Origin of the sequence: Streptantibioticus rubrisoli, assembly GCF_024436055.1 — a bacterium.
GTDB classification, from domain to species: domain Bacteria; phylum Actinomycetota; class Actinomycetes; order Streptomycetales; family Streptomycetaceae; genus Streptantibioticus_A; species Streptantibioticus_A rubrisoli.
Window position 1 is genome coordinate 142,267 of the sequence record NZ_JANFNH010000008.1, and the last position, 16,271, is coordinate 158,537.

Consider the following 16,271-nt stretch of genomic DNA (forward strand, 5'->3'; position numbering starts at 1 on the left):
GTCACTGGGATCACCTCCTAGAAGGATGGGAACAGTCCCACCCGCGTCGCGAGTACCCGGTCGATATGTCGATAAACCGGATTCGCTCCGGGTGGGGGCAGATACCGGCATAAACGTTGACCGCGATCGCTGCCGTCGTGTCCGTCGCCCGCGGCGGCGGACGGTTCAGTCCTGGACGATGTGGTAGATGCCGTAGATCACGCCCGGCACGTGCCCGCACAACTGCAGGAGAAAAGCCCACAGCACTTTCATGCTGGGTCCTTCTTTGAGGAGGATGGCGAGCCAGGGGGCGACAAGTGCCAGGAGCACGAGCAACACTTTGATCAAGGGGAGCCTCCTCGTAGAAGCCGAGGCCGTTCACTTGGTCGGATACCCTCCACGCCCAGTGTCATGTTCCGCGTCAGCCTTCATTTCCTGGTCGTGGAGGCAAGCGGTGTGCTTGAGACTTCGAGTTTTTGAGGGCGCATTTGCGACGTCGTTCCGAGGCCCGCGGTCAGTCGCCGTGCAGGGCCTTTCGTACGGCGTCGCGGGTACGGTCCGCAACGGCCAGGAACGGACCGGACGCCACTTTTTCCACCGTCGAGTCGCGCCCCGGATGCGGCCGGGTCGGAGCCAGCACCTCGGCGGTTCTGGCCAGTTTCGCCAGGAGTTGGACTCGCGCCTTGCTGCTGGCCTTGCTCAGTTGGGGGAGTTCGAATCGTTCCTCGGATTCCATGTGGGCCACCACGCGGTCGCGCAACGTGGTGAATTTGTCGCTGAACTCCGCGGCGTCCGGAGCGCGCGAGACGATGTCGTACAGCTCGCCGAGGAGCTTTTCCGCCTCCTTTTCTTCCGCCAGACGCGCGGAGACGACCTGAGGACCGCCTCCGATGGCCCGCCGGGCGAAGGGGTGGACCACCTCCTCCTCGGCCGCCTCGTGCACCATGAGCTGGTGGACGAGACGGTGGAACGCCTTCTGGCGCTCCTTGCCCTCCGCCGCCAGCACATCCGTCATCTGGCGCCGGATCTGCCGGTGTTGCTGTTCCAGCATCAGCACCACGTCGTTGCTCTCCGGGGCCTGACCCACCGTGGCATGCTCGGTCATCTGTCTCGGTCCCCACACCTTCCGGTCCGCACGCCTTCCTATCCGCCGAGCTTCGCCGGGACCGGCTCGTTGTTGCGCCGCGCGGCCCGGTTGGCGAGTGAGGTGACCCGGTCGACGAGCCGGGAGTCAAGACGTTCACACGCGTCGACTCCGGAGACGTCGCGTACCGGCCCGGTGCCGTTCCCGGCCGAAGGCAGCAGCCGGTCGACGAGGGAGAGCATCCGCACCGTGGTGGCTGGCGCCACCCCGTGCAGGCGGACGGCTGCCTTCGCGGCCGGGGTCAGGATGACTTCGGGTCGGCCGCGCTCGGCGGCACGCACGATGGCTCGGGCCGCGCGTTCGGCGTTCATGGACAGCACCGGCATGCCCGCGCCGCTCGCGAACCACGCGTACTCCTGCTCTGCCTTCCCGCCGAACCGAGCGGCGAAGTGGGAACCGGTGCGCATCAGACCCGGAATCACAGTGGTGACGCTGATGCCAGCGGGGGCGAGTTCCGCCCGCAGGCCGTCACTGAATCCGGTGGCCGCGAACTTCGCCGCGGCGTACGGCAGCAGATGCGGGACGGCGATGCGGCCGCCGACAGAGGTGATGTTGACGATCCGACCGGTCCCGCGCGATCGCATCCCCGGCAGCACGGCGAGGGCCATCCGCAGTTGCGCGAAGAACATCACCTCCATGGCCTCCCGGAAGTCCTGCTCGGTCATCGTCTCCATCGGACCGACCTGGATGATCCCCGCGTTGTTGACCAGCACGTCGACCTGACCACACTTCTCCTCGGCGACCGCGACCAGACGGTCGGGCGTCTCGGTGTCGGTGAGGTCGGCCACCACCGAGTACACCTGGCCGCCCATGGCGCGTAGCTCCTCCTCGGCTCGACGCAGTTCGTCGGCATCCCGGGCACAGATGAGCAACCGGCACCCCCGTCCGACCAACTCGCGGGCGATGAGCAGCCCAAGCCCGCGAGAACCCCCCGTGACCAGCGCGGAGAGCCCGTTCAGTGGACTTTTCCTGGTGGCCATTCCTCCGCTCCCTTCGCTGTCGTGCACACACCGCTCAGGCGATGGCATGGGCGATGACGAAAAACGAGACTCCTCGCACCTGTGCGTCCGTCAGTCCAACAGCCGTGCCGCCACTTTCAGGTCCGACACCAGCCCGGCGTACATCTGCGCCCGGTCCTCGTCGTCAGCCCGCAGGACGGCGGACGGATGGATGGTGGCCACCAGGGTGCCTTCGCCGGGGCTGCCGTCCAGCGCGGGCATCGGCCGGGGCACCCCGCGCTCTTTGGACACGCGGAACGAGGAACCGAGCAGCGCCTTGCCTGCGGTGGCCCCCAAGGCGATCACCACTTCGGGCTCGACCAGTCGTAGCTCCGCGGCGAGCCAGGGTCGGCACGCGGTCATCTCGCGCAGGCTCGGCGGCTTGTGGATGCGGCGCTTGCCACGGGGCGCGAGCTCGAACTTGAAGTGTTTGACGGCATTGGTGACGTACGTTTCGGTGGGGTCGATCCCCGCCTCGTCGATCGCCCGCATCAGCACCCCGCCCGCCGGACCGACGAACGGCTGCCCTCGGCGATCCTCCTGGTCGCCCGGTTGCTCGCCGATGAGCATCACGCGGGCCGACGCGTCGCCGGAGCTGAACACGATCTGCGTGGCCCTCTGGTACAGCGGACAGCCGTGGCAGCCTGCCGCCGCCTCGCGCAACCTGTGCAGGTCCGCGTTCTCGGGAACGTACGGGCCTGCGTCATAGTCCTCGGGCCCATGGGATGGATTCGCTGGTGCCACGGTCGTCTCCGCGAGAGTGCGTCAGGCCCCTGGCCGGCGGGTACCCCGAACGCGTCAGGCTAGCCGCGTGACTTGCGGGTTCGGGACCGGTTCTCCTTGCGGATGGCTTCCAGAAGCTCGGCCTTGTCCATCTTCGAGCGACCGCTGATGTCGAGCCGCTTGGCCGTGTCGTACAGGTGCTCCTTCGAAGCCTGCTCGTCCACTCCCTCGCCGCTGCGCCCACCTATCTGCCGTGGCCGCGCGGACTGCGGGTCGGACGGGCCGCGACGCGCCTTCTCCTTGCGCTCCCAGTGGTCGCCCACCTTCTCGTAGGAGTGCTTGAGCGCACCGTAGGCGACGCGGTGGGCGCGTTCGCCCTCGCCGTACTGCTCCACGGCCGAGTCATGGGCCTTGATCCATGTGCTTTGCGCGTCCTTCGGTGAGCGTTGCAGCGTTGATGGGAGTTCTTCACGTCCTGGCACAGCACTCACCTCCTTTTCGTCCGCTGAGGTACGGGTGCCCGGGTATCCATGGCGGAAACGGGCGCGCGGCTTCACCGTGGTCGCGTCTCAGCCGACGTAGCGGCGGGCACGGGAGGACCTCTGGGGCGCCTCCAGCAGACGCAGTGATCGCTCCACCGCGGCGGGCACGACCCTGCGCTCGCGCAGCACCCAGGGAATACCGGCCGCCGCCTCGCAGAAGGCGAGCAGGGAGGTGGTGTCCTTGGGCACGATGGCGGCGAGGTAGGCGGTGCGCCGTACCGCGCTGCTTGTGGGGCGGCGCAGCCAGGTGAACCACAGCGTGTTCCGGATTCCGTGCCGCCGACGGAGCCTGGAGTCACGGGCAGGCGACGGGCGGTGGTGCGCCACCAGGTCTTCGGCATGCACCAGCCACCACCCGGCCGTGCACAGGTCCGCGGAGAGCAGTTCTTCCTCGCCACCGAGCCACAGACGCGGGGAGAAGCCGCCCACCGTGCGGAAGGCGTCCAGGCGGACGACGCTGGCGGCCGCGAGGATCGAGCCGAGCGCGCGACCCGGCAGATGGGCGGGTCCGGGAACGGGGGAGTGGCGCAGTTCCGCGACGATGGGGTCCTCGAAGGGTTGCGCCGGACCGCCGTCTTCGCGGTCCGGGGGGTGTACGAGGATCCGCCCGGTGACCGCGGCTACCCGTGGGTGGGTTTCGAGAAGGTCGGCCGCCGCTGCCAGCGAACCCGGCTCCCACCACGTGTCGTCGTCGCAGAAAGCCAGATAGGGCGTCTCCGCCCGGCGGGCGATGAGGTTGCGTCCGCAGGCGCCGAGGTTCCTGCCTGGTCGCAGCAGTGTCATATCGGAATGCCGCTCGGCGACCGCCTCGGCGGTACCGTCGGTGGAGGCGTTGTCGCAAACGATCACCGGAGGGCGTTCCGGAAGGGCCGCCAGGCGATCGAGCGTGTGGAGCAGTTCCGCTCGTCGGTTGTGTGTGATCACCGCGACGGTGGTGCGGTCCTCAGCCACATCCATCTCTCCCATCGCGGTCCTCCGGGGAACGCGGACGTGCGCGGCGGGCGGGTCGGACGCTGCCCTGCGCGTCGGACCCGCCCCGGTTCGCGAAGGTACGTCGGCGTTACGCGCCGAAGACGGCCTTGCTCACTTCGGCTGGGTTCTCGTAGGTCTTCTTCTGCAGCTGGGAGAGCTCTTCCGTGACCTCCTTGGGGGCGTGGTTACGTTTGGCGCGCTCTATCAGCTTGTCGCGGTCGGTCGGGTAGTCGGCTCCCGACAGAGCCTTCTGCAGATCGACGGGGCTCAGGCGTGCCATGCCTACCTCCCGATGTCATCGAAGAACGTCGGTGCTTCCGACAGCCTTGCGGTACCCCTGGCAAAGCAGGCTATTCGCTGTGTTTCTCTTCATTTCCCGATTCCCGCCGGTACGCAGGAACCGGCCACCGCGGTCAACGCACGTCGCCACGGGTACCGGCGGTCTGGTAGATGGCCATCTTGGCGGTCTCGACGGCCGCCCTGGCCGTACCCAGTGCCGTCCGCAACAAGTCGAGCTGCCGGGGGCCCGACGGAGCCTGCGCGGCGGCGACCACAGCGGACGCCGACTCCGTTGCCTGCCGGGCGGCCCACCACATCGCGGTTCTGTCCCGATCGGGCCGTTCGCTCAGCGTCCGCAGCAGCTTGCCCGCAGCGCTCAGGCGGGCGCGGGCGGCTGCTGCGGCGAACGTCTCCGGCCGTCTGCACCTGCCGAGGAACTCCCGCAACTCCGCGGCGAGTTCGTGGGCGTGGGTGAATTCGACGTACCGAGCATGGACGAGCGGCGCGAGGTCGTACAACAGCGTGGTGTCCATCGGGCAGCCGCGATGAACGGTGAAGAAGCCCGGGATCCGCGGCCCGGCGTGCACGTTGTACGCGACCTCGTACGCGCCGGACTCGCTGGGCGCGGTGCGAACCACAAGCATGGCGTGCGCGCTGTCCAGCAGCCGCAGGTCGCGGAAGGCGCGCCGGTCGCGGTGGCCGCCCGACGGCGACAACACGGCGATCGGCCCTGCGGCGACCTGTGGGGCCCCCGCCAGTTCCAGCACCGCCCGGATCGTCTCATCGCGCGCGCCGGTGGTGCCCGACCCGGCGGGCCGTACGAACAGCCGTAGCGGACGGGACCCGACGCCCGGTCCGGACGTGCGGGCATTCGTCAATGACACGTCACCGTCCACGAGGACCTCCACGTGTGACGCCGTTCCTGTCGAACGTAAACCGGCCCGGGACGGCGCGCACCTTCGCAGGCGAGGGTGGCTGGACCCGCGACGTGGCAAACCACCGCTGTTTCCGGTGTCTTGATGGGCGGTATGTGTGGGAGCGTGCTGGTGATCAGAGCGCCAGGGGTGTATCGACCGCAGCGGGACACATGGTTGCTGGTGCGGGCCTTGCGTCTCGCGCCGGTCCCGCCAGGGGCACGGGTGCTGGACGTGTGCAGCGGAACGGGGGTGTTGGCGCTGGCCGCCGCCCGTGAGGGGGCGGGTTCCGTGACCGCCGTCGACATCTCCCGCCGGGCCGTGCTCACCGCCCGGGCCAACGCCGCCTTGCACCGGGTACCGCTGCGGGTACTCCGCGGCGACCTGCTGGAGCCCGTCGCGGGCGAGAGCTTCGATGTGATCGTGGCCAACCCCCCGTACGTGGCGTGGCGCTCCCGTGCTCGGGTGAGGCCTTCGCGGGCCTGGTGCGGTGGTGCCGACGGAAGGCTGGTGCTTGACCGCCTGTGCGCTGCCGCCCCGCGGTGCCTGTCGCCGGGTGGGATCCTGTTGGTGGTGCACCCGGCGTGGTGCGGGGTTGGCAGAACGCTGGGCCTGCTGCGCGGTGCCGGGATGAAGGCCGCCGTTGTGGACAGGTGTCTGGAACCGTTCGGCCCCATCATGCGTGCACTGGCACCGGTGTTGTGTGATCGCGGCCTTATCGACGCGGGGCAGCGGACAGAGGAGCTGGTGGTGATCCATGCGGCCCGGCCACTGCGGCCGTGACAGCCCGAGACGGATCAGGCTCGTCAAGAACGGGCCAATGCTGGTCGAAGGGCCGGTCGAGGTCGAACTCGAGGACGGCACCGTGGTGACGTCCGACCGCTTCGTCGTGGCCATCTGCAGATGCCACCGCAGCGGTCGTTACCCGTGGTGCGACACCAGCCACCGTCGGCGCTCGGGGTGAGGGCCGCACGATGGGGGACGACGCTCGTACCCTCCGCGGCCTCAGCCAGACAGTGGGACGCGTAGCGACGTCCCTCCCGAGAGCCATGCCCGCAGCAGATGGTCGGCGAAGCGGCGTTCGAGCAGTTCGGTGGCCTGTATACCGAAGACCGCGTCCTGCTTGAGCTGGGGTTCGGCGGCCAGCAACCCGCCGAGCACCTCGTGCCGCATGACTTGTTCGTGGACCGCGTCGGCATCGACGTGTTCGAGGTAGAAGTGTCGGCAGGCCTCAGCCGCGCCGAGGCGCTCCAGCGCATGGACCATGCGTTTGGAGTTGGGGGGATTGGAGATCTCGGCGGCGGCGAAGTGGCCTACGAGTGCGCCGCGTCGGCCGCGGTGCAGCCCGAGGTAGGACATGAGGTTGACCGGTGCCAGGGTCGTGGCAGGCGCGTTGTCGAGGTAGTGGCCGTACCCGGCGTCGAGACCGGCCGCGGCCATGAGATCGGCGAAGAGCTCGGCGTGGACGCGTTCGCCGCGTCCGCCGCCGAACTCGTCGTACTCGACCGCGACCAAGGACGCCTTCGCCTGACCGGTCAGCCGTGGGATCACCCAGGCCTGCGGATCCGCTTCCTTGAGCTGGTACAGGGAACGATGCGTGAAGTACTCCCGCATCTGAGGCCAGTTGCCTTCGGTGGCAAGGAAGTGCGACACCCCGCCCGGTGTTTTCGGCTCGACCAGCAGCGTGGACAACTCGCCCTCGAGATCGTCTCCGCCCGCGACACCGCGCAGCAGCTCCTGGTGGAAGGAGCGCTCCAGCACACCCCGCAGCCGCAGCAGTTCGGGATCCCACTCCCACCCCGGATCCACCCCCCGGAAGCCGCGGTAGTGCAGTTCGTAGCAGACATAGAGGGACAGCTGCGGGTCCTCGCCCAAAGGGCCGTCCTCGCCGAAAGGGTCGTCCCGCGCGGCCGCCGTCGCCGCAAGAGCGGCGCCGGGGCAAGGGCGGTGCAGCGCTTCGATGACTGCCGCCGACACCGGACCACGCGGCTGAGGCAGCCGCGGCGTGTGTGCGCTCGCCCTCTCAGTCATGTCCAGTCCGCTCCTCCTCGGCACCGATCGTCCACCCGTCATTCCTCCCGCACATCGCGAGGGGACAGCGGTGCGCTGGCGGGTCCGTGCAGAACCCCGCCGCCGACATCGAAACGGGAACCGTGGCAGGGGCAGTCCCAACTGCGTTCGACATCGTTGAACGCCACCACGCAGCCCAGATGGGAACAGACCGCGGACACCGCGTGCACCGCGCCCTCCTCGTCCCGGTACACGGCGCACTGCTGGCCCTTCCAGCGCACCACGGCACCGCCGCCCGGCGGGATGACGGCGAGCGCGTCGTGTTCGACCGGGCGCAGCCGATCGGCGACGAAATGACGGGCGGTGGCCAGATTGGCCTTGACGAAGGCACCAGCCTCGGCGATCGGATGGACGCGCCGCGGGTCGTACAGCCCCGCCCAGGCGACCTCCCTTCCGTCGATCATGTCTGCGAGCGTCCGGCCCGCCATCGCCCCGCCGCTCAGGCCCCACCCGCCGAATCCGGTCGCGACGTAGACGTTCTGCGTGGCGAGGTGGAACAGACCCACGTGGGGGACCCGGTCTGTCGGCCAGTTGTCCTGTGTGGCCCAGTGGTGGGTGATCTCGCGGACCGGGAAGTGCTCGCGGGCCCAGCTGATCAGACGGTCGAACCGCTGGGCCACCTTGGGTTCACCAGGGGTGTACTTCTCGCCGGTCACGATCAGCAGGCGCCTGCCGTCTCCGTAAGGTGCGCTGCGCACGGACCGTGTGCCTTCGTGCGGGGTGATGTACATGCCCGGTGGGGCGTGCTTGTCGTCCAGCGGACCGGCGATCACCAGTTCCCGCAGTGGCCTGAGCCGACTGAAGGCCAGCGAGCGGTCGAAAGCGGGGTAGTGGGTGGCGATGACGACGGACTCGGCCGTCGCCGTGGCGCCGGTCTCGGTGGTGACCTTGTTGGTGCGGCCTTCCCGCAGTCGCCGCACACGACTGTTCTCGTAGACGCGCCCGCCCCGCCGCGTCAGGTCCTCGGCGAGTGCGAGCAGAAAACGGCGGGGATGGAACTGTACCTGGTCGGCGACGCGAATCGCTGATCCGGTGCGGAACGGCAGGCCGGTGTCGGTCACGAGGCAGGCGTCCAGGCCCGCTTCGCGGGCGGCGTCGACCTCTGCGCGGATCTCGCCGTCCTGCCGTGCGTCAGCCGCGTAGGTGTAGGCCGGGCGGCGCTCGATCTCGCAGTCGGCGCCCAACTCGGCGGCGGTCGCCACGACATGTTCCATCGCTTCGGTCTGGGACCGCGCGTACAGGCGCGCGGCCTCGGCTCCGAAGGTGGAGCGCAGATGGGCGTAGATGAGCCCGTGCTGCGCGGTGAGCTTGGCCGTGGTGTGTCCGCTTACCCCGGCGGCGATGCGCGCGGCATCCAGGACCACCACCGACCGGCCCGTCCGGGCCAGCTCCCACGCGGTGCACAGTCCTGCCATGCCGCCGCCGATGACCGCGACATCGGCGGCCACATCGCAGTCCAGCCGCGGGTACGACGTGGGAGCGGCCGACTCCATCCAGTACGAGACGGATTCACCGGGAAGCGTGACCATAAAGGCTCTATACCCATTTGTGGTGGGAAGGCGAGTGCACATCCTCGTCGAAGATGTCCGGGCGTGTAGACGCCTTCCGCCCGGGTACCCGGAGGGTGAACGCCCAGTTGGAGGAGGGCACCATGCCTCGTGGATCATCCTCGAAGCGGGAGCGTCAGTACGAACACATCAAGGAAAGCGCCGAGCAGCGCGGTGAGAGCACCAAGCGGGCCAAGGAAATCGCCGCCCGCACGGTGAACAAGGAACGTGCCCGGTCCGGTGAGAGCCGCTCCGCCAGCCGCCAGTCGCTGGAAGACAAGTCCTCGGGCGAACGCGGCGGGCAGCGTTCCGGCAAAGGACCCGGTGGCCTCACCAAGGACCAGCTCTACGCCGAGGCGCAGCGCCGCCACATCAAGGGCCGCTCTTCGATGTCGAAGGACGAACTGTCCAAGGCGCTCGGCAAGTGAGTCGCGGCAAGGTCTTTTCCGTGGCACAAGCTCAAAGCCGCTGACTGACAGTCCAGCGGCGCGGTCAAAGGGGAGTGGAGATTTTTCGTGCCGCAACCGACGTCGTTCCGGAGGACACCGCGATGACTTCGCACGGGTATTTCCTGTCCTGTGAGGAGTTCCGGCCCGAGGAACTGCTGGAGCAGGCTCACATGGCCGAACAGGCGGGGTTCGAGCGGTTGGCCATCTCCGACCACTTCCATCCCTGGAACGACGCGCAGGGGCAGAGTCCGTTCGTCTGGTCCATGATCGGCGCACTGAGCCAGATCACCTCGTTGCCCGTGACCACCCTGGTCACCTGTCCGACCGTGCGGCTGCACCCCGCTGTCACCGCTCAGGCGGCCGCCACCTCCGGAGTGCTGACCGGTGGCAGGTTCGTCCTGGGCGTGGGCTCTGGCGAGGCACTGAACGAGCACATCCTGGGCGACGCGTGGCCGCAGACGCACGTGCGCCTCGAAATGCTCGAAGAAGCCGTCGAGGTCATGCGCGAGCTCTTCACCGGCGAGGAGATCAGCTACCGGGGCCGCTACTACACGGTGGCCAACGCACGCCTGTACACGGTGCCGGAGAAGCCCGTACCGATCTACATCTCGGCTTTCGGAGCGAAGGCCGCGCAGTTCGCCGGTCGAATCGGCGACGGCCTGGTCACGATGGCGCCCGAACAGGACATCATCGAGGAATTCCGGAAATCCGGCGGCTCCGGAAAACCGGTGATCGGCGGCTTCAAGGTCTGCTGGGGAACCGACCGGGCCGAAGCGGTCAAGACGGCCCACAGGCTGTGGGCCAACGAACAGTTGCCCGGCGAACTCGGTCAGGTACTGCCCACCCCGCGTCACTTCGAACAGGCCTCCCAACTCGTCACCGAGGAAATGGTGGGCTCCAAACTCGCTTGCGGAGATGACGTCGAGGAGCACGTGCGCCAGATGCGCGCCTACGCCGACGCGGGGTTCGACGAGGTCTACGTCAACCAGATCGGTCCGGACCAGCAGGGGTTCTTCGAGTTCTATCGAAGCGAGGTCCTGCCCGAGGTGAGGAAGCAGCGCACACGGCGCCCGGCACGCCAAGAGCTCGTTGACAATTAGGGAGTTGAGGAGGGTGGACAACGTGAAGGTCGCGTTTCTCGTCGCGCCAGAGGGCGTTGAACAGGTGGAGTTGACCGAACCGTGGCAAGCGGTGCGCGATGCTGGTGGCACTCCTACCCTCGTGTCCACGAAACCTGGGCACATCCAGGCCTTCAACCACCTGGACAAGGCAGACACCTTCAAGGTCGACACGACCGTCGAAGAGGCGTCGGTGGGGGACTTCGACGCGCTGGTGCTGCCCGGCGGTGTGGCGAACCCCGACTTCCTGCGGATGGATGAGAAAGCGGTCGCGTTCGCCAAGGGATTCTTCGAAGCAGGCAAACCGGTCGCGGCCATCTGCCACGGTCCCTGGACGCTCGTCGAAGCCGATGTCGTCAGGGACCGCACCCTGACCTCGTGGCCCAGCCTCAAGACCGACATCCGCAACGCTGGCGGCACATGGGTCGACGAACAGGTCAACGTCTGCCGCGGCGGCGGCAACGTCCTGATCACCAGCCGCAAGCCCGACGACCTCAAGGCATTCGACGACGCACTGGTCTCGGAGTTCGCCAAGGTGAGGCAATGAGGCCAGGCCCCTGACTTCGACCCCGACTTCCGGCGGACGAGGAGAGCGCGATGGCCAGACACCACGAAGAGAAGCCGGACGAAGGTCTCTCCGTCCCGGAGGACACCCAGATGGCTCCAGGCGCCACACCGCCCGCTGAGTCAGGCGTTTCCGAGCTCGGCCCCGCGGAGGCGGAAGCACCACGCGGGCACTGGCGGCCGGGGCCCCTGACACCTGTCTGGGTGATAGGAGTCCTCATCCTGCTGCTGGTGATAGCCCTGGCCTTCTACGCGGGCGTGGGATGAGGACTGCCTTTGCCTGTCCTGTGAGGACGTGGCTTTGCCCGTGAGGAACACCTCTGTGTCTGCGGGCGTGGTTTGGTGTGTGCCTGTACGGGACGGCTGGCCGACGCCTACTTCTACTTCTCGATGACGGCTACTTCTCGATGGCGACTTTGACGGTGGCGACCGTGGTGTCCGCCGCGTCGGGTACCACCATGCCCGCGTCGACGCCGCTGCGCAGGTACTCCAGCACCTCGCCGTTGAGCCGTTCGCCCGGCAGCGCGGCAGGGATGCCAGGGGGATACGGCGTGAGCATCTCGGCGGTCACCCGGCCGATGGCGTCCCGCCACGGCACGTACTCGGTGGGGCCGAAGAACGCGTCGCGGGGAAGCATCACCTGCTCCAGCCGCAGATGTGCGGGATCGGGGACGGACACCCTCGGTGCCGTTCCCAGATCGGTGACGTGCGCGCCCACCGCGGTCAGCGCCTCCAAGAGCCGGTCAGCGGTGTCGGCGCTGTCCGCGTGCGTCAGTTGAGCGCTGACCCGCCGGTGATCGGACAGGTGCAGGTTGATCCGGCGGTGCTCGCGGAACCAGTCGGCGACCTGGTAGCCGGTGGTGCCCAGACCGGTGACGTCGACGGTGATCTGGAGCGGATCCAGGTCGGCGCAGCGGCCGGGACCGCAGAAGTCGGAGCGGTCCAGCGCACGCACCCCGCCGATTGCGGCGATCTCCCCCCGTACCCGCTTCGCCAGCGCCAGCGCGCCGTCGTAGAGCTCCCGGCCGTGCTCGACCATCTGGCGGCGCCAGCCGTCGAGCGCCGCGTAGACCAGCACCGACGGACTCGTGGTGCCCAGCAGGTCCGCCCGTGACTTCAACACACGCGGGTCGATGAGGCCGCCCTGTACGTGGAAGACGGAGCCCTGCTCCAGACCGGACCCCATCTTGTGGACCGAGGTGACGCACAGGTCCGCACCGGCGTCCATCGCCCATGTCGGGAGCTCGGGGTGGAACGGCAGGTGCGCACCCCAGGCCTCGTCCACCAGGAGAGGCTTGTTCCGCCGGTGGCAGACGTCAGCGATGGCGGCGAGGTCACAGCAGGTGCCGTACGGGGTCGGACTCGTCACCAACGCCCCCTGGGCGTCGGGGTGTTCGTCGAAGGCGGCGTCGAACGCCTCAGCGGCTGGTGGGTGCGCCAGGTGGCGTTCCGGATCCCACCGCGGCTCCACCCAGATGGGTTCCAGCCCCGACAGGATCAGCCCTGACACCACGGACTTGTGAGCGTCCCTGCCCACCACGAGCTTGTCGTGCGGTGCGGCCACCGACAGCATCGCAGCCTTGACTGACAGCGAACTCCCGCACGTCGAGAAGAACGTGTGCTCCGCCCCGACCGCGTCCGCCATCAAGGCCTGCGCCCGCTCCAGCACCTCGTTCGACGAGCGACGGTCGTCCAGACCACTGGTGGCCAGCAGATCCGCGCGGAAGACATCTGCCCCCAGCACAGCGACAGCGCGGGGGTCGGCGCCCCGCCCCTGTTTGTGTCCCGGTGGTGTGAACTGCACCATCCCGGCCTCGTGGAAGGCAGCCAATGCCTGCAGTACCGGTGCCTGTGAGTGGTCCATAGCGGCCGCCTACCCGACGCCTCGCACCGGGAACCACGGCGCGACCGCGGACGGCGCCGCCTTCCTGTCCGTGGCGGGCGAATGGCCGACGAACGGCCGACCACCACCTCGGCGTGGCACCGCGACGGGCCGCCCGCGCCGGGCCTGCCCCGCGAGGTTTGGACGCGGGTATCGGGGCTACCCGCAGGAGTGAAGCCCCCAAGGTAGGCCCGAAACGACGAAGGACACGGCGATGACCAAGGCGGATGAGGAACGCGCCCAGGCGGCGAAGCTCCCGACAGATGACGTGGTGGGAATCCTCCTTCAGCAGCACGCGCGCATCAGGGACCTGTTCGACGACGTCAAGAGCGCTGAGGGCGAACATAAACAGCAGGCCTTCGAGGAACTGCGGGCGGTTCTCGCGGTGCACGAGACCGCGGAGGAGATGATCGTCCGGCCGGTCGCCAGCGACACCGCCGGAAGGGCGGAGGCCGAAGCCCGAAACCGCGAGGAGGAGGCAGCCAACAAGGTCCTCGCCCAGTTGGAGGCGATGGACATCAGCAACCCGGAGTTCGACGTGCTCCTGGCCAAGTTCGAGAAGTCCGTGAGCGAACACGCCGACAAGGAGGAGCGCGAGGAGTTCCCCGCGGTGCACCAAGGCCGTAGCGAGGAGCAACTCGTGCGGATGGGGAAGCAGTTGCGGGCGGCGGAGAAGATCGCCCCCACGCACCCGCATCCGGCCGCGGCGGGCTCGCCAGCGGCTCAGTGGACCGTCGGCCCCCTGGTCTCCCTGGTCGACCGGACGAAGGACGCCATCCGCGCGGCCATGGCGCACGGCTGACGGACGAGACTGTCTGGTTCGGCAGACAGCCCGCCGCGCGCTGTTTCGAGGTGCGCGGCACGGGTACCTGGGGGCAGCCCACCGGACAGCCCGACGCTCGCCGACAGTGAAGGAGCGCAGCCATGACCTCGGGAACCCCCCATTCCCAGCGACCGGACCACGACGACAAGGACCGGCAACTCGACGGCTTCCGCGCGGCCCCCGAGTCCGATGCCCTCACCACGGACCAGGGGGTGCGGGTCGACGACACGGACAACGCGTTGCGCGCTGGCGCGCGCGGTCCAACGCTGCTGGAGGACTTCCACAACCGGGAGAAGCTCACCCACTTCGACCACGAACGCATACCCGAGCGGGTGGTGCACGCCCGTGGCGCCGGGGCGTACGGCCACTTCGAGCCGTACGAGTCGCTGGCCGAGTACACCTGTGCGGACTTCCTCCAGGAGCCGGGGCGCCGCACTCCGGTGTTCGTACGCTTCTCCACCGTTCAGGGCCCGCGGGGCTCGGCGGACACCGTGCGGGACGTGCGGGGCTTCGCGACGAAGTTCTACACCCGTGAGGGCAACTACGACCTGGTGGGCAACAACTTCCCGGTGTTCTTCATCCAGGACGCCATCAAGTTCCCCGACTTCGTGCACGCGGTGAAGATGGAACCGCACAACGAGATGCCCACCGGCGCGTCCGCGCACGACACCTTCTGGGACTTCTGCTCGCTGCAACCGGAGTCCACGCACATGCTGATGTGGCTGATGTCCGACCGGGCCATCCCGCGCAGCTTCCGGATGATGCAGGGATTCGGTGTCCACACCTTCCGGTTCGTCAACGCCGCGGGTCGTGGGACGTTCGTCAAGTTCCACTGGAAGCCGCTGCTCGGGGTCAACTCGCTGGTGTGGGACGAGGCGCAGATCGCCGCGGGCCGGGACCCCGACTTCAACCGACGGGACCTGTGGGAGGCCATCGAGGCGGGCAACTACCCGGAGTACGAACTGGGTGTGCAACTGGTGGCCGAGGAGGACGAGGACGCCTTCGAGTTTGACCTCCTGGACGCCACCAAGATCATCCCCGAGGAGCAGGTGCCCGTGCAGCCCATCGGGCGCATGGTGCTCGACCGCAACCCGCAGAACTTCTTCGCCGAGACCGAGCAGGTCGCCTTCCACACCGCCAACGTCGTACCCGGCATCGACTTCACCAACGACCCGCTGCTCCAGGGCCGCAACTTCTCGTACCTGGACACCCAGTTGATCCGGCTGGGCGGCCCCAACTTCTCCCAACTACCGGTCAACCGGCCCATCGCCGACGTGAACACCAACCACCGTGACGGCTACGGCCAGCAGGTCATACAGCAGGGAAACAGCTACTTCCCGAACTCGTTGAGCGGCGGCTGCCCGGCGCACGCCGGGGCCGGTGAGGCCAGCGGTGTCTTCCGGCACTACCAGCAACCAGTGGCGGGCGAGAAGGTCCGGGTGCGCAGCGAGAGCTTCAAGGACCACTACAGCCAGGCCACGTTGTTCTGGAACAGCATGTCGGACTGGGAGAAGGCACACATCGTCGAGGCGTTCCGGTTCGAGCTCGGCAAGGTCGGCTCCGACGAGGTGCGCGAGCGCATGGTGGCGAACCTGGCCAACGTGCACGGCGACCTGTCCGGTGCCGTGGCGGCGGGGCTGGGACTGCCGGCGCCGCAAGCCGCCGCCACCATCCACAGCTTCTCGTCACCGGCGCTGAGCCAGGAGAACCTGGGCGGTGACGGCGGCATCCGCACCCGCAAGGTCGCCGTGCTGGCGGCGGACGGCATCGACGTGGAGTACGTCGAGGCGGTACGCGGCAGGCTGACCGAGGGGGGTGCCGTGGTCGAGGTCCTGGCCGCCAACGAGGGCAGCGTGCGCGGCAGCGACAGCGCGGTGCTGACCGTGGACCGTGCCCTGCCGACGATGGGGTCCGTGCTGTACGACGCCCTGCTGGTGCCCGGAGGCAAGCAGGCGGTGCAGACCCTGTTGGACGACCCGGCCGCGGTGCGCTTCGTGGAGGAGAGCTACCGCCATGGCAAGCCCATCGCGGTGCAGGGCGAAGGCGAACAACTCCTGGCCGCCGCCAGGCTGCCCGCCGAGGTGCTGAACGCTGCCGGGGCCGAGCAGGGCGTGATCAGCGGCGACAGCGCTCAGGACGTCGCCGATGCCTTCGTCTCCGCGATCGAACGGCACCGCTTCATGCGCCGTCCAGGACTGCTCAATCCCGGAGCCGTCTGAGCGGGGTGCGACCGGTCCGTCACACTGTCCGGTCGTGTGACGGCGGAC

At 68.5% G+C, this 16,271-nt stretch carries 19 protein-coding genes; 8 read left to right on the forward strand and 11 right to left on the reverse strand.

The window, feature by feature from the left end:
• Positions 1-165: 165 nt before the first annotated feature.
• From NON19_RS11635 to NON19_RS11670, 8 genes are all read right to left on the reverse strand, one after another.
• A complete protein-coding gene (locus NON19_RS11635) occupies positions 166-309 on the reverse strand; it encodes a YqaE/Pmp3 family membrane protein (protein WP_255927026.1) in 144 nt (47 codons plus the stop codon).
• A gap of 184 nt (positions 310-493) precedes the next feature.
• Positions 494-1,084 carry a hemerythrin domain-containing protein gene (locus NON19_RS11640; protein ID WP_255927028.1) on the reverse strand — a complete coding sequence of 197 codons (591 nt, stop codon included), beginning with the start codon at positions 1,082-1,084 and terminating at the stop codon, positions 494-496.
• A gap of 38 nt (positions 1,085-1,122) precedes the next feature.
• A complete protein-coding gene (locus NON19_RS11645; protein ID WP_255927030.1) occupies positions 1,123-2,103 on the reverse strand; it encodes an SDR family NAD(P)-dependent oxidoreductase in 981 nt (326 codons plus the stop codon).
• 90 nt (positions 2,104-2,193) lie between these two features.
• On the reverse strand, positions 2,194-2,865 hold the full coding sequence (locus NON19_RS11650; protein WP_255927032.1) for a UdgX family uracil-DNA binding protein: 672 nt from the start codon (positions 2,863-2,865) through the stop codon (positions 2,194-2,196).
• Positions 2,866-2,924: 59 nt separating this feature from the next.
• Entirely contained in the window at positions 2,925-3,326 is a 402-nt protein-coding gene (locus tag NON19_RS11655; RefSeq protein WP_255927034.1) for a ChaB family protein, read from the reverse strand.
• 87 nt (positions 3,327-3,413) lie between these two features.
• Positions 3,414-4,337, reverse strand: a complete 924-nt coding sequence (locus NON19_RS11660) for a glycosyltransferase family 2 protein (RefSeq protein WP_255927078.1) — start codon at positions 4,335-4,337, stop codon at positions 3,414-3,416.
• A 109-nt stretch (positions 4,338-4,446) separates the two neighbouring features.
• Positions 4,447-4,638: a DUF2795 domain-containing protein gene (locus NON19_RS11665; protein WP_255927036.1), complete on the reverse strand. Its 192-nt coding sequence runs from the start codon at positions 4,636-4,638 to the stop codon at positions 4,447-4,449.
• A 133-nt stretch (positions 4,639-4,771) separates the two neighbouring features.
• Positions 4,772-5,521, reverse strand: coding sequence for a hypothetical protein (locus tag NON19_RS11670; RefSeq protein WP_255927038.1), 750 nt, complete (start codon positions 5,519-5,521; stop codon positions 4,772-4,774).
• Positions 5,522-5,683: 162 nt separating this feature from the next.
• On the opposite strand from NON19_RS11670, the gene NON19_RS11675 reads away from it, so the two are divergent.
• Both NON19_RS11675 and NON19_RS11680 read left to right on the forward strand, forming a co-directional pair.
• Positions 5,684-6,334 carry a HemK2/MTQ2 family protein methyltransferase gene (locus NON19_RS11675; protein ID WP_308213677.1) on the forward strand — a complete coding sequence of 217 codons (651 nt, stop codon included), beginning with the start codon at positions 5,684-5,686 and terminating at the stop codon, positions 6,332-6,334.
• Complete coding sequence (locus NON19_RS11680) at positions 6,309-6,515, forward strand: CDGSH iron-sulfur domain-containing protein (protein WP_255927040.1); 207 nt, start codon at positions 6,309-6,311, stop codon at positions 6,513-6,515. Before NON19_RS11675 ends, NON19_RS11680 begins: the two co-directional genes overlap by 26 nt.
• A 41-nt stretch (positions 6,516-6,556) precedes the next feature.
• On the opposite strand, the gene NON19_RS11685 is transcribed toward NON19_RS11680, so the two are convergent.
• Complete coding sequence (locus tag NON19_RS11685; protein ID WP_255927042.1) at positions 6,557-7,582, reverse strand: iron-containing redox enzyme family protein; 1,026 nt, start codon at positions 7,580-7,582, stop codon at positions 6,557-6,559.
• 38 nt (positions 7,583-7,620) lie between these two features.
• Positions 7,621-9,150: an FAD-dependent oxidoreductase gene (locus NON19_RS11690; protein ID WP_255927044.1), complete on the reverse strand. Its 1,530-nt coding sequence runs from the start codon at positions 9,148-9,150 to the stop codon at positions 7,621-7,623.
• A gap of 122 nt (positions 9,151-9,272) precedes the next feature.
• Between NON19_RS11690 and NON19_RS11695 the strand changes: the two genes are divergently transcribed.
• The 4 genes from NON19_RS11695 (at position 9,273) to NON19_RS11710 (ending at position 11,566) form a co-directional block, all read left to right on the forward strand.
• Positions 9,273-9,596 carry a plasmid stabilization protein gene (locus NON19_RS11695; RefSeq protein WP_255927046.1) on the forward strand — a complete coding sequence of 108 codons (324 nt, stop codon included), beginning with the start codon at positions 9,273-9,275 and terminating at the stop codon, positions 9,594-9,596.
• A 122-nt stretch (positions 9,597-9,718) separates the two neighbouring features.
• Positions 9,719-10,717, forward strand: coding sequence for an LLM class F420-dependent oxidoreductase (locus NON19_RS11700; RefSeq protein WP_255927048.1), 999 nt, complete (start codon positions 9,719-9,721; stop codon positions 10,715-10,717).
• Between the two features lie 22 nt (positions 10,718-10,739).
• On the forward strand, positions 10,740-11,282 hold the full coding sequence (locus NON19_RS11705) for a type 1 glutamine amidotransferase domain-containing protein (protein WP_255927082.1): 543 nt from the start codon (positions 10,740-10,742) through the stop codon (positions 11,280-11,282).
• 50 nt (positions 11,283-11,332) lie between these two features.
• Positions 11,333-11,566 carry a DUF6480 family protein gene (locus tag NON19_RS11710; protein WP_255927050.1) on the forward strand — a complete coding sequence of 78 codons (234 nt, stop codon included), beginning with the start codon at positions 11,333-11,335 and terminating at the stop codon, positions 11,564-11,566.
• A gap of 130 nt (positions 11,567-11,696) precedes the next feature.
• On the opposite strand, the gene NON19_RS11715 is transcribed toward NON19_RS11710, so the two are convergent.
• Positions 11,697-13,163, reverse strand: a complete 1,467-nt coding sequence (locus NON19_RS11715; protein ID WP_255927052.1) for an aminotransferase class I/II-fold pyridoxal phosphate-dependent enzyme — start codon at positions 13,161-13,163, stop codon at positions 11,697-11,699.
• 232 nt (positions 13,164-13,395) lie between these two features.
• Between NON19_RS11715 and NON19_RS11720 the strand changes: the two genes are divergently transcribed.
• The gene (locus tag NON19_RS11720) at positions 13,396-13,983 is read left to right on the forward strand and encodes a hemerythrin domain-containing protein (protein WP_255927054.1); all 588 of its coding nucleotides are present in this window, start codon (positions 13,396-13,398) and stop codon (positions 13,981-13,983) included.
• A 122-nt stretch (positions 13,984-14,105) separates the two neighbouring features.
• On the forward strand, positions 14,106-16,223 hold the full coding sequence (locus NON19_RS11725) for a catalase (protein WP_255927056.1): 2,118 nt from the start codon (positions 14,106-14,108) through the stop codon (positions 16,221-16,223).
• Positions 16,224-16,271: the final 48 nt, after the last annotated feature.